This is a genomic window from Acidobacteriota bacterium (genome assembly GCA_016703965.1).
Classification (GTDB): domain Bacteria; phylum Acidobacteriota; class Blastocatellia; order Pyrinomonadales; family Pyrinomonadaceae; genus OLB17.
In genome coordinates, this window is the sequence record JADJBB010000021.1 from 837,218 (window position 1) to 857,047 (window position 19,830).

18 protein-coding genes and 1 tRNA gene are annotated in these 19,830 nt (G+C 52.9%); 7 read left to right on the top strand and 12 right to left on the bottom strand.

Translation table 11 applies throughout. The features are described from left to right. Nucleotides 1–3: 3 nt before the first annotated feature. The 5 genes from sulP (at nucleotide 4) to ispG (ending at nucleotide 6,169) form a co-directional block, all read left to right on the top strand. Entirely contained in the window at nucleotides 4–1,686 is a 1,683-nt protein-coding gene (gene sulP, locus IPG22_11265; GenBank protein MBK6588864.1) for a sulfate permease, read from the top strand. Beyond that, nucleotides 1,683–2,294, top strand: a complete 612-nt coding sequence (locus IPG22_11270; protein MBK6588865.1) for a DUF1572 family protein — start codon at nucleotides 1,683–1,685, stop codon at nucleotides 2,292–2,294. The genes sulP and IPG22_11270 overlap by 4 nt, the downstream gene beginning before the upstream one ends. An 82-nt stretch (nucleotides 2,295–2,376) precedes the next feature. Next, nucleotides 2,377–3,549, top strand: coding sequence for a 1-deoxy-D-xylulose-5-phosphate reductoisomerase (locus IPG22_11275; GenBank protein MBK6588866.1), 1,173 nt, complete (start codon nucleotides 2,377–2,379; stop codon nucleotides 3,547–3,549). A 65-nt stretch (nucleotides 3,550–3,614) separates the two neighbouring features. Continuing rightward, nucleotides 3,615–4,979 (top strand): RIP metalloprotease RseP, encoded by a 1,365-nt coding sequence (gene rseP, locus IPG22_11280; GenBank protein MBK6588867.1) that lies wholly within the window; start codon nucleotides 3,615–3,617, stop codon nucleotides 4,977–4,979. A gap of 80 nt (nucleotides 4,980–5,059) precedes the next feature. Then, a complete protein-coding gene (gene ispG, locus IPG22_11285) occupies nucleotides 5,060–6,169 on the top strand; it encodes a flavodoxin-dependent (E)-4-hydroxy-3-methylbut-2-enyl-diphosphate synthase (protein MBK6588868.1) in 1,110 nt (369 codons plus the stop codon). A 137-nt stretch (nucleotides 6,170–6,306) separates the two neighbouring features. Here the strand turns inward: ispG and IPG22_11290 are convergent, their stop codons facing one another. From IPG22_11290 to miaA, 5 genes are all read right to left on the bottom strand, one after another. Beyond that, nucleotides 6,307–6,747 (bottom strand): DUF2752 domain-containing protein, encoded by a 441-nt coding sequence (locus tag IPG22_11290; GenBank protein MBK6588869.1) that lies wholly within the window; start codon nucleotides 6,745–6,747, stop codon nucleotides 6,307–6,309. Between the two features lies 1 nt (nucleotide 6,748). Then, nucleotides 6,749–7,786: a DNA polymerase III subunit delta' gene (locus tag IPG22_11295; protein MBK6588870.1), complete on the bottom strand. Its 1,038-nt coding sequence runs from the start codon at nucleotides 7,784–7,786 to the stop codon at nucleotides 6,749–6,751. 50 nt (nucleotides 7,787–7,836) lie between these two features. Further along, on the bottom strand, nucleotides 7,837–8,469 hold the full coding sequence (locus tag IPG22_11300; GenBank protein ID MBK6588871.1) for a dTMP kinase: 633 nt from the start codon (nucleotides 8,467–8,469) through the stop codon (nucleotides 7,837–7,839). Beyond that, nucleotides 8,466–8,702: an RNA chaperone Hfq gene (gene hfq / locus IPG22_11305; GenBank protein MBK6588872.1), complete on the bottom strand. Its 237-nt coding sequence runs from the start codon at nucleotides 8,700–8,702 to the stop codon at nucleotides 8,466–8,468. Before hfq ends, IPG22_11300 begins: the two co-directional genes overlap by 4 nt. A gap of 138 nt (nucleotides 8,703–8,840) precedes the next feature. Continuing rightward, nucleotides 8,841–9,800, bottom strand: coding sequence for a tRNA (adenosine(37)-N6)-dimethylallyltransferase MiaA (gene miaA / locus IPG22_11310; protein MBK6588873.1), 960 nt, complete (start codon nucleotides 9,798–9,800; stop codon nucleotides 8,841–8,843). 102 nt (nucleotides 9,801–9,902) lie between these two features. On the opposite strand from miaA, the gene IPG22_11315 reads away from it, so the two are divergent. Then, entirely contained in the window at nucleotides 9,903–11,831 is a 1,929-nt protein-coding gene (locus tag IPG22_11315; GenBank protein MBK6588874.1) for a heparinase II/III family protein, read from the top strand. A 44-nt stretch (nucleotides 11,832–11,875) separates the two neighbouring features. On the opposite strand, the gene IPG22_11320 is transcribed toward IPG22_11315, so the two are convergent. Beyond that, nucleotides 11,876–11,962, bottom strand: a tRNA-Leu gene (locus IPG22_11320). 131 nt (nucleotides 11,963–12,093) lie between these two features. Here IPG22_11320 and IPG22_11325 point away from each other — a divergent pair. Continuing rightward, complete coding sequence (locus tag IPG22_11325; protein ID MBK6588875.1) at nucleotides 12,094–12,573, top strand: NfeD family protein; 480 nt, start codon at nucleotides 12,094–12,096, stop codon at nucleotides 12,571–12,573. On the opposite strand, the gene IPG22_11330 is transcribed toward IPG22_11325, so the two are convergent. From IPG22_11330 to IPG22_11355, 6 genes are all read right to left on the bottom strand, one after another. Next, a complete protein-coding gene (locus IPG22_11330) occupies nucleotides 12,570–13,538 on the bottom strand; it encodes a serine/threonine-protein phosphatase (protein MBK6588876.1) in 969 nt (322 codons plus the stop codon). The genes IPG22_11325 and IPG22_11330 overlap by 4 nt on opposite strands. Nucleotides 13,539–13,625: 87 nt before the next feature. Further along, nucleotides 13,626–14,762, bottom strand: a complete 1,137-nt coding sequence (locus IPG22_11335) for a cystathionine gamma-synthase (protein ID MBK6588877.1) — start codon at nucleotides 14,760–14,762, stop codon at nucleotides 13,626–13,628. A gap of 97 nt (nucleotides 14,763–14,859) precedes the next feature. Next, nucleotides 14,860–15,471, bottom strand: a complete 612-nt coding sequence (gene leuD, locus IPG22_11340; GenBank protein MBK6588878.1) for a 3-isopropylmalate dehydratase small subunit — start codon at nucleotides 15,469–15,471, stop codon at nucleotides 14,860–14,862. Between the two features lie 131 nt (nucleotides 15,472–15,602). Next, nucleotides 15,603–17,003, bottom strand: coding sequence for a 3-isopropylmalate dehydratase large subunit (gene leuC, locus IPG22_11345; protein ID MBK6588879.1), 1,401 nt, complete (start codon nucleotides 17,001–17,003; stop codon nucleotides 15,603–15,605). Nucleotides 17,004–17,292: 289 nt separating this feature from the next. Continuing rightward, the gene (leuB, locus tag IPG22_11350; GenBank protein ID MBK6588880.1) at nucleotides 17,293–18,390 is read right to left on the bottom strand and encodes a 3-isopropylmalate dehydrogenase; all 1,098 of its coding nucleotides are present in this window, start codon (nucleotides 18,388–18,390) and stop codon (nucleotides 17,293–17,295) included. A gap of 158 nt (nucleotides 18,391–18,548) precedes the next feature. Beyond that, nucleotides 18,549–19,721, bottom strand: coding sequence for a 2-isopropylmalate synthase (locus IPG22_11355; protein ID MBK6588881.1), 1,173 nt, complete (start codon nucleotides 19,719–19,721; stop codon nucleotides 18,549–18,551). Nucleotides 19,722–19,830: the final 109 nt, after the last annotated feature.

The window sequence follows — 19,830 nt, forward strand, 5'->3', positions numbered from 1 at the left end:
CCAATGTACCGCAAACTCGAACCGAAGCTCATAACTGTTTTACGCGAGGGATACACGCTGAAACAGTTTCAGGGCGATCTTTTGGGCGGTTTGACGGTTGGGGTTGTGGCATTGCCGCTGGCTATCGCCCTCGCGATAGCGTCCGGCGTTAAGCCGGAGCAAGGGCTTTATACGGCGATCTTTGCGGGATTCGTGATCGCTGTACTCGGCGGATCGCGTGCGCAGATCAGCGGGCCGACCGGTGCGTTCATCGTCATCGTTTACGGCATCGTACAGAAATACGGCTACGACGGCCTGGTTGTAGCGACGCTGATCGCGGGCGTTTTACTGATAATTATGGGGCTCGCCCGAATGGGAGCCTTTCTCAAATTCGTCCCATATCCCGTCGTTATCGGATTTACATCGGGCATTGCTCTCATCATTTTTTCGTCACAAGTCAGCGATTTTCTCGGGCTGAAGATCGACAAAGTTCCGGCTGATTTTGTCGAAAAATGGATCGAATACGTTCGTCACGCTGCAACGATCGATCCATACACGATCGCGGTTGGAGCGGCTTCATTATTGATCATCATTCTATGGCCGAAGGTGACGCACCGCGTGCCCGGGCCACTGATCGCGATCCTCGTGGTGACGTTCGTGGTCCAGTATTTTCAAATACCGGTCGCGACGATCGAATCCCGATTTGGCGGTGTTCCGAACACATTGCCGATGCCGCATTTTCCGGTCGTGACATGGGCGATGGTCCAGGACATGTTCTCGCCGGCGATCACGATCGCGATACTTGCGGGCCTCGAATCTCTCCTTGCGGCTGTGGTCGCTGACGGAATGATGGGAACGCGCCATCGTTCGAACATGGAGCTTATCGCCCAAGGCGCGGGCAATATCGTCTCTGTGATGTTCGGCGGAGTTCCGGCAACCGGGGCAATTGCCCGAACCGCCACAAACATCAAGAGCGGCGGAACGACGCCCGTCTCGGCGATCATACACTGCGTATTTCTGCTCCTTGTGCTTCTGTTCATTGGCAAGTGGGCAGCGATGATCCCGATGGCCACGCTCGCGGCGATCCTGATCGTTGTCGCCTATAACATGAGCGAATGGCGGGAATTCAAGCATTTGCTCAGCAGTCCCCGAGGCGATATTGCCGTCCTGTTGGCAACTTTCTTTCTAACGGTATTCATTGAATTGACGGTCGCGATCCAGGTCGGGATACTTCTCGCTGCTTTCCTATTCCTTCAAAAGATGTCGACCGAAACGCACGTCGACCTGATAACTGAGAATCTAAAAGAGGATGAGGAGTTTCGGGGACGTGACATGGCGGGAATCGAGATCCCGAAGGGTGTTGAAGTCTTTGAGATCTATGGATCGTTATTTTTTGGTGCTGTCAGGCAATTCAAGGAGTCGATCCGTATAGTCGCGACGAAGCCTAAGGTTCTCGTCCTCAGGATGCGACAAGTCCCGACCATCGACGCGAGTGGCGTTCATGTTCTTGAAGAGCTGGCGAACGAGGCCGCCGGAAATGGCCAGGTGCTGGTATTTTCAGGGGTTTCCCGCGGCGTCTACAGAATAATGCGAAAGAGCGGATTCGTCGAAAGGGTCGGCAGAAAGAACTTTACACGCGACATATTTGCAGCACTGGAACTGTCCAAAACATATCTTGATGCGGCGGATATTGAGAGAACAAGATGACCGAAATTATCAGGAATTATCACTCAGACGCGATCCAATCGTTCGCAAACTATAAAAAATTGGCCGAGCGGGCGATCGAGCAGGTCAGCGATGAAGATTTCTTTGCCTTGATCGATCCTGAGGCGAACTCGATCGCGCTGATCGTGAAGCACATAGCCGGCAATTTGAGATCGCGTTGGACCGATTTTTTGACGACAGATGGTGAGAAAGACTTTCGCGATCGCGATTCCGAATTTGAGCTGACCGGTGATAGCCGCGAATCGCTGATGGCGTTTTGGGAATCAGGCTGGAAGGTTTTGTTCGATAACATCGAGCCGCTGACGGTGGAAGATTTTTCGCGAAAGGTAACGATCCGCGGCGAACCGCACTCGATCTGCGAGGCGTTGAACCGGCAGATGACGCATTATGCGTATCACATCGGGCAGATCGTTTTCCTGGCCAAACACTTTCGCTCGTCAGAATGGCGGACGCTTAGTGTTCCGAAAAACAGATCATCGGAATTCAATCAGTTTCTCGCCGACAAACAGGCCGCAGGCGAACTGAAGCTAAACCGGATGGAAGCTCCGCAGGATTTTGTTCAGAGGCAGGATAGAAAGAATATGAGCTGATCGGGCCACCGTTTAGCCCTGGCTGCCAATACCCGCGACACGGCGATCGGAAGAACTTATTGTGGTATTCTATAAATCCTGTATGAAGCCAATCTCAATTCTAGGCTCCACCGGTTCGATCGGCTGCAATACCCTCCAAGTTATCGAACATTTAGGCGACTTTCGCGTAGTGGCGATGGCCGCCGGGCGCAATATACTCAAATTTGCCGAGCAGATCGCGAGGTTTCAGCCGGAACTTGTATCCTGCCAGGACGCGGCATCCGCCGATCAGCTCAAATTGGAAATTGGACGGATCGGAGGCCGTATACCGCAGATCGAAGTTGGTGATGACGGGCTCGTTTCGGTAGCCACCCATCCTGACTCTGAGACAGCAGTTTCCGCAATTGTCGGGGCCGTCGGTCTCGTTCCGACGCTGCGGGCGATCGAGGCCGGAAAGCGAGTAGCTATAGCCAATAAAGAAACCCTGGTGATCGCCGGAGAGCTAATGACCGCCGCTGCCGCGCGTTCCGGTGCGGAGATCCTCCCGGTCGACAGCGAACACAATGCCATTCACCAATGCCTGCGGGGCGAAGATCCAACAGAGGTGAAACGCCTCATCCTGACCGCATCCGGCGGGCCTTTTCGTACGAAAACCAGAGAAGAAATAGAAGACGCCACGCGCGACGAAGCTCTCAATCACCCGAATTGGAAAATGGGCGAGAAGATCACGATCGACTCGGCGACACTGATGAACAAAGGCTTGGAAGTCATTGAGGCTAAATGGCTTTTTGGCTTTGAGGCAGATCAGATCTCGGTGGTCGTGCATCCGCAATCCGTGGTTCATTCGATGGTCGAAATGATCGACGGCTCGATCATTGCTCAGATGGGCGTTACCGACATGAAGCATGCCATTCAATATGCTCTAACATATCCGTCTCGCCAGCAAAACTGCACGCCGCCGCTCGATCTCGCGACGCTGAGCCGCCTAGATTTCGAAGAGCCCGATCTCGATCGTTTCCCATGCCTCGGTCTCGCGTATTCGGCGCTTCGAACCGGCGGTACGATGCCCGCAGTTCTTAATGGAGCGAACGAGATAGCCGTTCAGGCCTTTCTCGATGGCAATATCAGGCTTAGTGAGATCGCCGCGATCAACCGAGCGGTGATGGATGAACACGAAGCTCGGCCTGCCGACAGCCTCGAGGCGATCTTGGAAACTGACACATGGGCCCGCTCACGCGCTATAATGAAACTCAGTAAAACGGTGGCAGCTAACTGAGTTTATCTGCAACCGGAACGTGTTAGTGTGTGTCTAACTGACAGCCTTTAGTAGGATTTATTGAAATGCCAGATATTCTGATCGCAGTTTTAGCTATAGTTTTCGTCCTCGGTGTTGCCATAAACATCCACGAGTTCGGCCATTTCATCGTGGCCAAGATCTTTGGGATGCGGGTCGAGGCATATTCTTTCTTTGGTTTGGGGCCGCGTTTATTCGGGGTCAAGATCGGCCACACGGATTACCGAGTGTCGGCGATCCCGCTTGGAGCTTATGTAAAACTCTATGGCGATGACGGAGCCGGGCCGCTTGAGGCTAAAGATAGCACGGCAGAACCAGTTCCGGATTCTGAGCTATACGAACTGCGTCCGCGTTGGCAAAAGTTCTTTGTGATGATCGGCGGACCGTTCATGAATATCGTGCTGGCTCTTGCAATACCGTTCACGTTGAACCTGATGTACGGAATCCCGGCTAATCCCGCTCCGATCGTCGGATTTGTTAAGACTGACGGTGCAGCGGCAAAAGCCGGACTTCAGGCGGGCGACCGAATCGTGAGTTTTGACGGCATCGAAAATCCCTCGTGGGACCGCATTCAGGACGATGCACTGCTCATCCCGGAAAAAGAAGTCTTGATAGCAGTTGAACGTAATGGACAGCGCAAAGATCTCAAGATCACCCCCTCGAAAGTAACTGAAAATGGCCAATCGGGCGGTTTTCTCGATATGGCACCTGATGCGGGAACTGAACCCGTAATTGTCGGCTCGATCGATTCGACGATGCCGGCTGGAGCGTCAGGGCTGCAAAAGGGCGACTGGATCACTTCGGTCAACGAAAAAGCCATTCGCAACAGCCAGGAGATGAAGATCCTGGTCGGCGAAGCGAAAGATCAGCCGATCAAGCTCGTCGTAAACCGCAACGGTCAACGCAGCGAGATCACGACCAGCGCTGTCCAGAAGGACGGCGAATGGCGTATCGGCATCGGTTTCGACTCGTCTCTAATGGTGACGCGAGAACCGGTCGGCGTTGTCGGAGCGTTTAGCGAAGCGGTCAATCAAAACCTGCGAATTTTACGTCTCACCGGCAAAGCCCTCGGTCAGGTTGGAACGGGCGAACGCTCGGCGCGCGACACAGTTTCGGGCCCGATCGGAATCGGCCAAGTCATTGTAACGACAGTTTTTGCGAGCGGATTTTTCGGGCTGCTTTCGGTTTTGATGTACATATCACTTAGCCTTGGCGTGATGAACCTGCTGCCTATTCCGATGCTCGATGGCGGACAGATCATGGTTCTCGGTATCGAGAAAGTAATGTCCTGGTTCGGTAAAACCCTGTCGATGGCGGCGAAAGAGAGAATCCAGCTAAGCGGCCTCGCGATCGTCCTGTTGCTGATGGTGACGGTTATTTTCTTTGACGTATCTAGGTTGATCGGAAGATAGTCGGAACGCAGGCTGCCAGCCTGCGAGTTTGTAACATAATATTTTGGAGAAACGCAGGCTGGCAGCCTGCGTTCCGTTATATGAAACGAGTTTCAAGACCAGTAATGGTTCGCGACATTCAGATCGGCGGTGGAGCACCGGTCGTGGTGCAGTCGATGACGAAGACCGACACGACTGACGTCGACGGAACTATCCATCAGATCGAGGAAATGGTCACGGCCGGCTGCGAGATCGTCCGAATTGCGGTGCCTGACGATGATGCGGCGGCGGCGATGTACGAGATACGCAAACGCACCAATGTGCCGATCGTCGCGGACATTCATTTTCATTACAAACTCGCGCTCAAAGCTCTTGACGCAGGAATCGATAAACTCCGTCTGAATCCCGGAAACATCGGGTCGATCGACCGCGTCCGTGAGGTCGTGCGCGCCGCGGAGGCTCGTAAAGTACCCATCCGCATTGGTGTTAACGGTGGTTCGCTCGAAAAAGACCTCCTCAAAAAATACGGCACTGCGACACCCGAGGCAATGGTTGAAAGCGGCATGCGCCATGTCCGCATTCTCGAAGATCTTGGCTTTTCCGACACGATCATCTCGCTCAAAGCGTCCGATGTAAACCGCATGGTCGCGGCGTACCGTTTGATGGCGGAAAAGGTCGATTATCCGCTGCATCTCGGCGTGACCGAGGCCGGAACGCCATTTGGCGGAACGATCAAGTCCGCGATCGGGCTTGGAATACTCCTTCACGAAGGGATTGGCGATACGATCCGTGTTTCTCTGGCGGCAGAACCACACGAGGAAGTTCGCGTGGGCTGGGAAATTCTCAAATCACTCGAACTCCGCAAACGCGGCGTCACAGTCGTTGCGTGTCCGACCTGCGGACGGCTCGATATCGATAATTTCGTCGAGATCGTTACCGAGGTCGAACGCCGCCTCGCCCACGTCGAGGAACCGCTCCATCTTTCAATAATGGGTTGTGCCGTCAACGGTCCCGGCGAAGCCCACGATTCGCAGCTCGGCATCACCTTCGGCCGCCAGGTCGGCATGATCTTCAAAGACGGCGTCCCGATGCGAAAGGTCGCTGGAGCTGACATCGTTGAGGAATTTGTAAAAGAGGTCGAAATTCTGAGAAAAGAAGGTGCGGGTGCGAAATCACTGCTCGAAGCGAAACCGCTAGTTCAGATCACTTAAGAAATTTTTAACGCAAAGTCGCGAAGACGCAAAGGAAGGATGTAGAAGCTAATTTGTAGCGGCCTTCTTACCTTTGCGTTTTTTGTTTCTCTGCGACTTTGCGTTAAAAAAAAGCTCGTTGTCCTGACGTTAAGCTATCAAGGAAAAAGGATCGTCAGCGGCCACGCAGGAATGTTTCTCAATACGCCAAATGTCACCAGGACGACCATAAAAGCGTACATGAACTTAGGCCGGGTCGGCCACATGTAGAGTCCACGGCCGCGAATTGCCAGTAAGACAAGCGAAACCGTCACCCAACCACAGATCAAAGCCCATAACGGGATCAATGCATTAAAATCGAGGGCCGTGATGATATCGCCGCGAAATAATGCGTGAAACCCGCGCGTCAATCCGCATCCAGGACACGCACAGCCCGTTAATGCGAACAGCGGACAAACGGGAAAAAGACTAGCTTTGGCTGGGTCAAAATACGCGACCGCTCCCGATCCAGCAACCATAACAACGGCCCCGAGGCCCGCGACTATTCGCTCGGTCATCGGACTGAGATCGATCGCTGGAATGTTCTGTTCAGCCTGCATGTTAATTAGACGCCATCGAAACGAATAGTGCGTCCGCGGCGATCTTCCGATTGATATTGACAGCAAAATTCTCTCGCATCGTGTCGATGTCGGCAAGCCACGAGGGGATGTTGTCTGCTTCCGGCCGGCGAGCGAGGCCACCGAGACGATCAGACAGATCGGAGTTAACCACTCGCAGATCATCGCCGCTGACACGCAGCGTCCATACGTCGTGGAGAAGCGATGCGAGAACGTCGATACTTTCTTCGAAGGTATCCTTATTCTTAGCGTCATTAATCTCTTCTGAGATGCGAAGCAGAGCCGCACGGTCGCTCGTTTCCAGAGCATTAGTCACAACTGCGAGCATGCGGTCGCGCCTTTGGCGAAATTTCTCGATATTTATCGCGACGGCTCTGCCAGTGCTGCCGCGTGAAAGCCGGGCGGCGAGTTTGGCTTCGTCGTGGGTGAAGGCACGGTCGGCGATCAGGTATTTTTCGATCTCATCGGTGCCAACCGGAGCGAATCTTAGCATCTGGCAGCGAGAACGTATGGTCGGCAGCATAGAATCGGCTCGTGAGGTAACAAGGAAGATATGCGATCCTGCAGGCGGCTCCTCCAACGTTTTGAGCAGGGCATTTGCCGACGGATCGTTCATCTTGTCGGCATTATCGATGATGAAGAACCGGGATTGAGCTTCGTACGGGCGAAAGTTGGCTTCGGATTCAAGATGGCGGATCGCGTCGACTGAGATGTTTCGGTTGTAGGCGATGACCATTCCGACGTCGGGGTGATCTGAGAAAATGACGCGTTTGTGGGCGTCTTTGTCGTCGGGTTTGGGGAAGGCGAAGGTTCCGGCACGGCGGCACGCCGGACAGTCACCGCACGCCTCACCATCGGTAAGATCTTGGCAGATCAGCGAACGGCACAGCTCGATCGCGAATTGCCGCTTACCGATTCCCTCGTCGCCAGCAAGCAGCATGGAATTCGGCACACGTCCCTTGGCGATCAGATGCCGCAGGGTTTGTTTGACGTGTTCGTTTCCGACGAGATTTTTGAACATCCAGAATGGTTAGCCGCGAGAAGGCACAAAAAGCACAAAAAAGTTTACAACTATTGGGCCAACATATTGTTGACGATCAATTTCACTTTCTCATGGATCTTTTCGATAGATCCGGAAGCATCCACGACCTTAAACCTATCAGGCTCGCGCTCCGCGATACCGAGGTATGAATTCCTTACCCGAGTATAAAACTCGGCGGTCTCGTCGTCCATTCGGTTGCGTTTGGCGTGGGATTCGTCGCGAGCGGCCATGCGGTTGATGGCTTCGCTAACGTCGATGTCGAAAAAGAGAGTGAGATCGGGTTTTAGGCCACCGGTGGCAAGGTCGATGACTTGTTGAACTTTATCTTCCGGAAATCCGCGGCCGGCTCCCTGATATGCGAATGTCGCGTCCGCATAGCGATCTGAGATGACAACGCGGCCATTTGCGATCGCGGGTTTTATAAGAAATTCGACGTGTTGGGCCCGGTCAGCGGCAAATGACAGCAGCTCGGCCATTGGTGCGACTTGTTCGGTTGTCTCGAGGAATGCTTCACGCAAGGCTCTGCCGAGTGCGGTACCGCCGGGTTCGCGGGTGATGACGAGGTCAACGCCGTTATTGCGTAGAACAGCCTCCAGCATTTTCAACTGTGTCGATTTGCCGCTGCCGTCGATGCCCTCAAAGGTAATGAATTTGCCGTTCAAGCCGAATGGTGTTCAGGTGCGGGCCGCCGCTCCTGCGATATCGAGGAGATCGCATGCTTGAAGATCAATACATCAGGGCCGCCGACGTCCAGCAAGACCGAAAATTTATCAAAGCTCTTAATGCGCCCGGAAACGGTAGCCCCCTGAAGGAGATGAATTACGACCGTTATCCGCTCGCGGCGAGCTGAGTTTAGAAAGGCATCCTGAATGTTCTGGGCAGCCTGCTTTTCCATAACAATTCCTCAAGTCTAAGTTTTCTAGTAAGGGAACCCGCTGAGATTATACCAAATAATCTCAAGACGACAATCTTTTTCGTCAGAGCGGTTCTAAAACCACGAAATAACACGAAAACAAGTGCTATCTTTTTCGTGTCATTTCGTGGTTCCACCTTCCTTCCCGGTCAGCTCGAAAAGTTTGCTGATGATCGCCGGGTCAGTCCCAAAACCAGCAAGCCAGATAACGCCCGGCTCGCGTCTGAACCACGTCATTTGCCGTTTGGCATAATTGCGAACGTCCTGTTTTGATCGCTCGATAGCAGATTCCAGGGTTCGCTCACCCCGAAGAAACTCACAAACCCGGCGATACGCGTGAGCGCCGAGTGCATTCCCTCTATCTGTTACGCCGTCTGCAAGTAACTGTTTCACTTCATTTACGAGCCCTGCTGCAAAATGCAGTTCGGCCCGGGCATTAATTTTTTCATACAATTCGGCTCGCGGCGGATCGAGTACTAAAATGCTCAGCCGATCCGCAAATTCAGGAGGCTCTGGCAGATTTGACTGCTGTTTGGAGAGAGGCTCGCCAGTTTGAAAATAAACTTCGAGAGCACGGATCACGCGAATGTAATCGCGAGGTTCGAGCTTTTCGGCAGTTTGTCGATCGACGCGAGTAAGCATGCGATGAAGATGCTCAGAACCGTGATCTTTGTGGATCGTTCGGAAACGCTCACGCAATTCTGTATCGGTTTTTGGACTCTCAAACAATGGCTGACGCAGGGTACGGAGGTAAAATCCTGTTCCGCCAACCAGGATCGGAACCTTGCCGCGAGATTCTATCTCGTAGATCTTCGCTGCCGCATCGCGGGCCCAATCGCCCGCGGTGTAATCGATATTCGGATCCACGTAGCCGATCAAATGATGCGGCACACCTCGCATTTCTTCATCGCTGGGTTTGGCGGTAGCAAGCTGAATTCCCTGATAGATCTGCACGGAATCGCAATTGATCACCTCGCCACCAACACGAAGAGCAAGCTCAACCCCGAGAGCGGTTTTGCCCGACGCCGTTGGACCTGCGATCACGAATATCGCCTGCGATCGTTTGTTCGAATCCCCCATCTAGTTCAGATTAGCATGATTAGCTATCTCGTTTGAGCTCACAGCTATTAGCTAATTTCGAGATAATCGTGTTACAAGATAATGCCAATCCAAAAGGGTCATATGCTCCGATATATTATTTTCCTGATCCTCCTTTCGGGTCCAGTTTTTGGACAGATCACTCAACGAAATCTGCTCGCAACACGTTACAAGCTCGAAGACGTAAAAGCCAGCCTTATCTCAAAGGCGGCGTGGAAGCCGTACCCGAAAACTCCGGCCGAATGGAAGGCCCGCGTGCCGCAGACCCTGCTAGACGAGATCGTGAAGAAAGGTGAGCAGGCACTCGCCAAAGAGATACCGCAGATCCCGGCAACCCTGATCCTCGAATATGTGAGAAATGGCGATCGCGGCCGGTTTGAGGCCAAGTCGTTTGGCCGCCGTAATCAGTTGATGGATCTCGTCTTAGCAGAATCGATCGAGAACAAAGGCCGATTTACCGATGCAATTGCGAATTACGTCTGGGCCATATGTGAAGAAACGTATTGGGGCGTTCCGGCTCATCTCGCCGTACAAAAGGCAAGAAGTGGTTTGCCGGACGCTGACGATCCAACGGTCGATCTATTTGGCGCGGAAACTGCGGCGACGCTCGCGTTAACCGATTATTTCGTTGGCGAAAAGCTCGACAAAGTTTCGCCTTTGCTGCGAAAACGCATTTACTCAGATGCGTACAGCAAGATCTTTGAACCGATCAAACAGGCAAAACGCTACAACTGGCTAGACGCCACAACGAAGGTCAATAACTGGAACCCGTGGATCATGTCCAACCTGATGACCGCCAATCTCCTGCTCGAACCGGACGAGGCAAAGCGGGCGGAAAACCTTTATCAGTACATGAAATGGCTCGATATCTACATCAACGGCCTCGGCGAAGATGGCGGTTGTGACGAAGGGCCGAGCTACTGGTTCGCGGCGGGAGGCAGTGTATTTGATTCGCTTGAGGTGCTAAAAAGTGCGACCAACGGCCGCGTCTCGATCTACGATAACCCGTTGATCAAAAAGATGGCGTCCTACATCTACAAGATGCACATCGCGGATAATTATTTCGTTGATTTTGCTGATGCAGATCCGAAATTCAGCGGTGATGGTCTGCTGCTTTATCGATTTGGAAAAGCGATCAAGGGCGAAAAGCTGAGTGAATTTGGCCAATATCTCTATTCTAGAAACAAGCTAACGATCGGCGAGGGCTTTCAAAAACCACGACGGATCGATAATTATCTGACGGTGAAAGACCTGCCAAGCGCGACAATCTCTTACACACCGGTTACAGACGCATGGTTCTCGGACATCGAGGCAATGACGGCCAGAACCAGATCCGGTCTCTTCCTAGCCTCACACGCCGGGCACAATGACGAAAGTCACAACCACAATGATGTTGGCGACTTTATCGTTTATTTAGGGAACGAGCCAGTGATTATCGACACCGGACGCGGCAACTACACCTCAAAAACGTTCTCATCAAAACGCTACGAGCTGTGGTTCACGCAATCCGAATATCACAACCTGCCGATCATAAACGGCTTCGGCCAGAAAGCTGGCAAGGTTTTCACAGCCTCAAACGTTAAGCACTCATCGGATGACAACGTTACATCCCTCTCGATGGATATTTCGAAAGCCTATCCCAAAGAAGCTGGGATAAATTTCTGGAACCGAACCGTAAAACTCGATCGTGAGGCCGACACTGTAGTTATCGTTGATGATTATTCGATAGCAAAACCTGTTTCGTTGCAGCAAGTTTTTATGACGGTATGCGATGGTGATATCTCGGAGCCAGGCAAGATCAGACTTACCATGCCTAGCGGAAAAGTCGTCGTCCTGAGTTATGATGCGAATGCCTGGGCTGTATCTGCGTTAGAAAAACCGTCTATGGAAGGCCCCGAATACAGCAGCTTTAAGTCAAAATGGAATGATCGGACAATCACCAGGATCGTGCTCACAGCAAAAAACTTGAAGCCAGCGACGAACATCAAATACTCCGTCTCAGTTTCTAAATAAACCGCAAAGTACGTTGAGAAATTGATAAGTTCTTGAGGATTAAGTGGTACTGGGGACGGGAATCGAACCCGTACGTCCCTAAGGACACAGGATTTTAAGTCCTGGGCGTCTACCAATTCCGCCACCCCAGCAACCGTGTTAAGAGATTACCACGAGTAGGAAGTCATTGTCAGTTGTCTTGGGTCACTTGTCAGTGAAGTCGGAAGTCCAAAGTCCTGAAACCAGTGATCAAATTCATGCTAATTCGTGTATATTCTAGTTGATGGATCAACTTGCTTGGATACCGTGGCTTGTTTTGGGTGTCGTGCTGATCGTGGCGGAGATATTTACGCTTGGGTTTGTGCTGCTTTGGTTCGGTATCGGAGCGATAGCTGCAGCTCTGGTCGGCGTGCTTGGTGGCGGGTTGTTCTTGCAGTTTCTTGTATTTGCGATAACTTCGATCAGCCTGACGGCAATGTCTAGGACGATCTTCTCGGCCTACTTTTCGCACGATGACAAGAATGCTATGAAGTCCGGCGTTGATGGCCTGCCCGGAAAGGTTGGAACGGTGTCGGAGGCGAGCAAAGGGGCGCTGAACGAAGCAGCCGTAAAAGTTTATGGTTCGACGTGGACCGCCTATCCGATCGAGGGCGAAACAGATTTGATCCAGGGCGAAAAGGTCGAAGTGGTTGAAGTTAGAGGCTCGTCGATCTACGTTCGACGGGTGACGAATGAACTTCCCGAGTGGCGCAACGAGAATTAATCCTCGAGCCTGCGGTTCATGATCTCGGTCGTATCTTCATCACCGAGGTCCTGATCTGCAGTATCGTGGATGCCGCCGAGATCTATGAGTTCGAGCTTGACGCCTTCTTCAACCGGTTCAGAGAGACCCTCGCCAGTGAATTTAGCGATGACGACCGTGATGTTGTCTTCACCACCATTCTGATTGGCGAGTTTAACGAGTTCCGCACAAGCATTCTGCAGTCCATCTTGATTATCGAGAACGATCCGCTGCATGTCTGTCGCGCCTACCTTATTTGAGAGGCCGTCGCTGCAGAGAATAAAAACATCATTCCTACAAGGCGTAACCCGCGCAGAGACAGGGTATATCTCGTTCTGGGCACCAAGGGCTTGGAGGATCACGTTTTTAAGTGTGTGTGTTTCAGCTTCTTCAGGCGAAATTTGGTGAGCGTCGATCAGCTGTTGGACAAGCGATTGGTCTTTAGTAACCTGATAGATCTTGCCGCTGCGGACAAGATAGGCGCGGCTGTCACCAACTTGAATAATGTCTGCTGACGAAGGCGTAACACCTATCCCGGTAAAAGTCGCTCCCATGCCCTGAAACTGTGGGTCGGTCCGGCCTTGCTGGTGAATGAGATAGTTGGCGAAAACGGTGGCGTTGTAGAGTTTGCTGATGAGGTAGTGGTCCTGTTCCTCCGGCGTTAACGTTTGATCCGAATCCTCGTCGAGCATCTTTTCGCTCACCGTTTCGACCGCCATTGTGCTCGCGACCTCGCCGGCTAAAGCTCCGCCCATACCATCAGATACCGCCATAACAACGCCGTTAGCGGTCACGTCGAACTTCTGGCTTTCGATGACAAATTCGCCGTCCTCCTGCGAGCTCGTCCACGCCTTGGCGTCCGAGATGTTTAGCAGAAGGTAGTTGTCCTCGTTTCCTTTTCGGACGCGTCCGATGTGCGAGGCGGCGTGTGTCTCAACAGTAAACATAGATATCAGTTTCGAGTTCCGGTTCCAAGTTAAATCAAATTAGCACGAATTCCACAAACTCGGAACCTGAAACTTGGAACTTTGAACCTAAGTAAGTGCCTGATCAAGATCTTCCAGAATGTCTTCGACATCCTCGATCCCGACCGAGATTCGTACCAGGCCGTCAGTAATTCCTAGTTTAGCACGCGTTGCCTCAGGAATGGACGCGTGTGTCATCGAGGCCGGATGCGAGATCAGGCTTTCGACGCCGCCGAGGCTTTCACCCAGCGTGCAGAGCTTAACGCCCTCTAAAACTTTTCGTGCATTATCGAGCGAACCTGTTTCGAACGAAACCATTCCGCCGAAGCCCGTCTGCTGGCGTTTTGCCAGTTCGTGCTGCGGATGTGAGGCGAGCCCGGGATAGTAAACTTTTTCAACCTTCGGATGCTCGGCAAGGAAGTTTGCGACCATACGGCCGTTCTTATCGTGTGCTTCCATGCGGAGGGCAAGCGTTTTTGTTCCGCGCAGAACCAGAAACGAATCCATTGGTGACAAGATCGCTCCGATCGCGTTCTGCACAAATCCGATCCATTCTGCGTCTTTCTCATCGTTGAGAGCGACAAAGCCGCCCACGCTGTCCGAGTGGCCGTTCAGATATTTAGTAGTGGAATGAACCACAATATCGACACCAAGATCGATCGGCCGCTGAAAATATGGCGACATGAAAGTGTTGTCACAGACGACCTTCGCACCATTTGCATGGGCAAGGCCGGAAACACCCTTCAGGTCTGTGATGGTCATGATCGGGTTTGTCGGCGTTTCGACAAAGACCATTTTCGTGTTCGGCTTGAATGCTTTTTCGAGATTCGAGAGATCCGAAGTGTCGGCGAGGTCAAATTCGATGCCGTAATCTTTCAGAATGCGGTTAAAAAGCCGGAACGTTCCGCCGTAGGTGTTGTCGCCGAGGATGACGTGATCGCCTGCTTTTACGAGCTTTAGCGTCGTGTCGATCGCGGACATTCCTGACGCAAAGGCGAAGCCGAATTTGGCGTTCTCGAGAGCTGAAATGTTTCTTTCTAATGCCGAGCGGGTCGGGTTTTGGGTTCGAGCGTATTCGTAACCGCCAGTCGGTTTGCCGAGGGCTTCCTGCTTGTAGGTAGATGTCTGGTAGATCGGAACGCTGACCGCCCCCGTGGCAATGTCAGGTTCGTTGCCTGCGTGAATGGCGACGGTCGAAAATCCCATAATGAAAAAAGCCGCTATTATCGGCCAAGCTAAACCTATAAAATCTCAGTTTAACGAACAATTATCGTAGCTTGACGCGGTATAAAATGCAAACACGTTACGCAGTGGCGAAGTGTGATGCAATGCCGGTCTTTTGTTCATATTCGGTGATCTTGCCCTCGTTTTGCAGCGTCAGGCCAATGTCGTCTAGCCCGTTGAGCAGGCAGAAGCGACGGAATTCGTCGATCTCGAATGAAGCATTGAGGCCGTGATCGTCGGTGACGGTTTTGTGTTCGAGGTCGATGGTGAGTTTGTAATTATCGAGCGTTTTCGCTTTTTCGACGATGCCCTCCACGACCTTTTCATCCAGACGAACCGGCAGAAAGCCGTTCTTCAGGCTGTTATTAAAAAAGATATCGCCAAAGCTCGGAGCGATCACTGCCCGAAAGCCATAATCCAGCAGACTCCACGGAGCATGCTCACGCGACGATCCGCAGCCGAAATTTGCTCCGGCAACAAGGATCGAAGCTCCGGCGTATTTTGGATCGTTGAGAACAAAATCCGCCCTCGGCGAACCATCCGGGTTCAACCGCCAGTCATTAAACAAAAACGCGCCGTAACCCGTGCGTTCGATGCGGGTGAGGAATTGTTTTGGGATGATCTGGTCGGTGTCGATATTCGTCTGAAACAAAGGAGCGACCAAGCCTTCGAATGTCGTGAATTTGTCCATAGTATTTCACCGCCACGTTGCAGAGGAAGTATTTACAGGGATGAAGGGGATAAAGTGGATGCTGCAGAAGAGTTGTTTGAGCATGGAGGGTTTTCGATATCTCCTCCATCCCTTTCCCTGTAACTTCCTCCCTAGTCATTAAACTTCCAATCCCGCACATCCACAAAATGCCCTGCGATCGCCGCTGCGGCGGCCATCATGGGTGAAACGAGGTGTGTGCGTCCGCCGCGGCCCTGGCGGCCTTCGAAATTGCGGTTGCTGGTCGATGCGCAGCGTTCGCCCGGTTGGAGTATGTCTTCGTTCATGGCGAGGCACATCGAGCATCCGGCGTCGCGCCATTCGAAACCGGCGTCGGTGAATATTTTCGCCAAACCTTCCTCTTCAGCCTGCCGTTTTATCTGCATCGAGCCGGGAACGATCATCGCGTTCACGCGGCCGCTGACGCTGTAGCCTTTCGCGACTTTGGCGGCTTCGCGGAGGTCTTCGATGCGGGAATTTGTACACGAGCCGATGAATGCACGGTCGATCGCGATCTGGTCGATCCGCTGCGAAGGCTCAACGCCCATATACTGATACATCCGCTCGAACGACTTCGCCTCATTTTCATCGCGTGCATCGCTCAGATCGGGAACAGCGTCGCTGACCTTAACCGACATATCCGGCGAAGTTCCCCACGTGACATATGGTTCGAGCGAAGCGGCGTCGATCTCGACGGTCTTGTCGAAATGAGCACCTTCGTCGGTCGTGAGTGATCTCCAATCTTCGACCGCCGCTTCCCAGTTTTTCGGAGCGAATGGTTTGCCCTTGATGTATTCGAATGTCGTCTCGTCCGGAGCGATCAATCCAGCTTTTGCGCCGCCCTCGATGCTCATGTTGCAGACGGTCATGCGGCCTTCCATCGAGAGGCTGCGGATCGCGGAGCCAGTGTATTCGATCACGTGGCCGACACCGCCGTTGGCTCCTATCTCGTTGATAATGCCGAGGATAACGTCTTTTGACGTCACGCCGAAGGGAAGCTCACCTTCGACGTTGATGCAGAAATTCTTTGACCTATCCTGCTGCAGACACTGCGTTGCAAACACATGCTCGACCTCGCTAGTGCCAATTCCAAAGGCAAGCGCTCCAAAAGCACCGTGCGTCGAAGTATGCGAATCGCCGCAGACGATCGTCATTCCGGGCTGCGTCAGGCCTTGTTCCGGGCCGAAAACGTGGATGATCCCTTGTTCGATGCGGTCGAGGTCATAGAGAGCGACGCCGAATTCTTTGCAGTTTTCGCGTAAGGTCTTGACCTGCTGTGCGGCGATCGGATCTTTGAACGGCAGATTGCGGTTGATCGTCGGGATGGCGTGGTCGATCGTGCCGAACGTGAGTTCCGGACGTCGAAGTTTCCGCCCCGCGAGCCGTAATCCCTCAAAAGCCTGAGGGCTGGTCACTTCGTGGATCAAGTGCAGATCGATGTACAGGAGCGAAGGTTTTCCTGCCTCGGCGTGGACCAGATGGCGGTCCCATATCTTGTCGTAGAGGGTTTTCATATGAAACTGTACACCAGCGTTCAATTCATTAGCCGTCTCACTTGCGTGGACAAAGTGAGACGGTTTAACTGCCTTATCCACTTGCATTTACAGCCAGAAATCGTCTCATTTGGAAAAAACACTAGCTCGTCCGGGTTGGGGCACGGCCATGCTTAGATCTGAAGTTAATTCTGACAAAATTCTCGCAGTAAGACATATGAGAAACAATGTATCATATATGATACAACATGTCAACTCTCAATTAGGCCGCTTGAGTCGCCCTTGCTAATGCGCGGGCTTTTGCATTCAATTAAACCGCGTGATACGCGTTATTCACATTCGCAAATTCGACGGCACGGCTGGCGACCATTGCGCCCATTTCGGTGGTCGAATTTACTACTTTTCCGCCGGCTCCGGCGATGTCTGCGGTGCGGTGGCCTTTTTCGAGTACCCAGTTTATAGCTTTTTCTATCGCAGCCGCCGCCAATTCATTTTTGGCTGTGTATCGCAAGAGCATCGCCGCTGACGCTATCGCGCCGAGCGGGTTGGCGATGTTCTTGCCGGCAATTTCAGGTGCCGAGCCGTGGATCGGTTCGTAAAAATCGACCTTTCCGCCGATCGTTGCGGACGGAAGCATACCGAGCGAACCGGTCAGAACGGCGGCTTCGTCTGAGAGGATGTCACCGAAAAGATTTTCCGTCAGGATCACGTCGAACTGCTTCGGATCGGTTACGAGATGCATCGCACAGGCATCGACAAACAGGTGATCGAGAGCAACGTCGGGATATTGCTCAGCAACCTTGGTAACGGTTTGACGCCAGAGGCGTGAGGCTTCGAGGACGTTTGCTTTATCGACCGAGGTAAGTTTTTTGCGGCGGCCGCGAGCTGATTGGAAAGCAACGTGGGCCACCCGTTCGACCTCGGTGACGGAGTAGCGCATCGTGTTGTAACCTACGGTATTATCTTCGTTGAAGCCGCGTGGTGTGCCGAAGTAAAGCCCGCCGAGCAGTTCGCGGACGATGAGCAGGTCGGTCCCTTCGAATATCTCGCGGCGCAGCGGTGAAGAATCGATCAGTGCCGGAACGGCCGCAGCCGGGCGAAGATTGGCAAATCCGCCGAGGGCCTGGCGAAGTTTCAACAAGCCGATCTCGGGCCGATGTTCGGGCAAGAGATGGTCAAATTCCGGAGCTCCGACCGCACCGAGCAGAACGGCGTCGCTGCTGATGCAAGCGGCTTCGGTCTCGGCAGGGAATGGCGAGCCGGTCGCCTTGATCGCGGAACCGCCGATCAGATGTTCTTCGGTCTCGATGGAGATCTCAAACGCAGCTGCAACCTCAGTCAAAACATTGACCGATTGCCGACAAACTTCAGGCCCAATACCGTCACCCGGCAGGATCGTGATCTTCATATATTCAATTCAATACTCAGCGTTTTGAACGCAAAGTCGAAAAGCAGCAGGAAGACACAGATTAACCGCAGATGGACGCAGATAGGGAGATAAGTTAGAACAGATAGCCTTTCTTTATCTGTGTTTATCTGCGTCCATCTGTGGTTAAAACTCTTTCTCTAGGCTGCAATTGCCGTCGGCCCGCGAGCTGGAGCGAGGGCCATTAGGTCCTGGTCGTACACGTTCTTTTTGCGGTCTGCCAGGGCGATGAAACGCGGGTAGATGCTGGCGATCTCGCTGTCGTTCAGGTTGAACCCGAGAGCTTCGTACCGGGCGATCAGCGCGTGGCGGCCAGAGTGTTTACCGAGGACGATGCTGTTTTTCGGCACGCCGACCGATTCAGGCGTCATTATCTCGTAACAAAGCGGGTTGCTCAACACTCCATGCTGATGAATGCCGGCCTCGTGGGCAAAAGCATTACGTCCGACGATAGCCTTGTTCGGCTGGACGCCGAAGCTGACGATCGAGGAGAGCAGTTGGCTCGTCGGATAAAGCTCGGTCGTGACAATGTTGTTGCTGTACGGCATCTTGTCCGCACGAACGGTCATTGCCATTATCAATTCCTCAAGCGAAGCGTTGCCCGCACGTTCACCGACGCCGTTGATGGTGCATTCGACCTGCGTGGCTCCGGCTTCGATCGCGGCGAGGCTGTTGGCGACGGCGAGGCCGAGATCGTTGTGACAGTGGACGCTGATGGTTACGTCTTTATCACCGACCACGCGTTCTTTCACGGCGGCGATCAACGCGGCGTACTCATTTGGCAGCGTGTAGCCAACCGTGTCGGGAACGTTCAGAATGGTCGCACCGGCATCGACGGCAGCATTAAAGACCTGACAAAGAAAATCGACATCGCTACGGGTTGCGTCCTCGGCCGAAAATTCGACTTCATCGGCGCATTCGCGAGCAGCGGCAACGGCGTGCGAAGCCATCTCAATGACCTCGTCCCGGCTCTTTTTCAACTTGTATTGGAGATGAATGTCAGACGTCGCGACAAATGTGTGAATGCGGGCACGTTTGGCTTTCTTCAGTGCATTTGCTGCACTGTGAATATCAGAGGTGACCGTGCGGCATAATGCGGCGATCGTCGTATTGCGGCATTCTTCCGCGACGGCAACGACCGATTTGAAATCGCCTTCGGATGCGAAGGGGAATCCGGCTTCGATCACATCAACGCCGAGCTTTTCGAGCTGGCGGGCCATAGATATCTTTTCCTCAAGGTACATAGAGCAGCCGGGTGACTGCTCGCCATCACGCAGCGTTGTGTCGAAGATCGCGATTCTCGTGTTACTCATAGTATTTTTCTCCTGAGGTTGAGGCGGCAAAAGCGCAGGGTTTGCCGCCACATAGCCTGATGTTATACAACCGCAATATAATAAGTCAATATTATGTTACTGATATTTG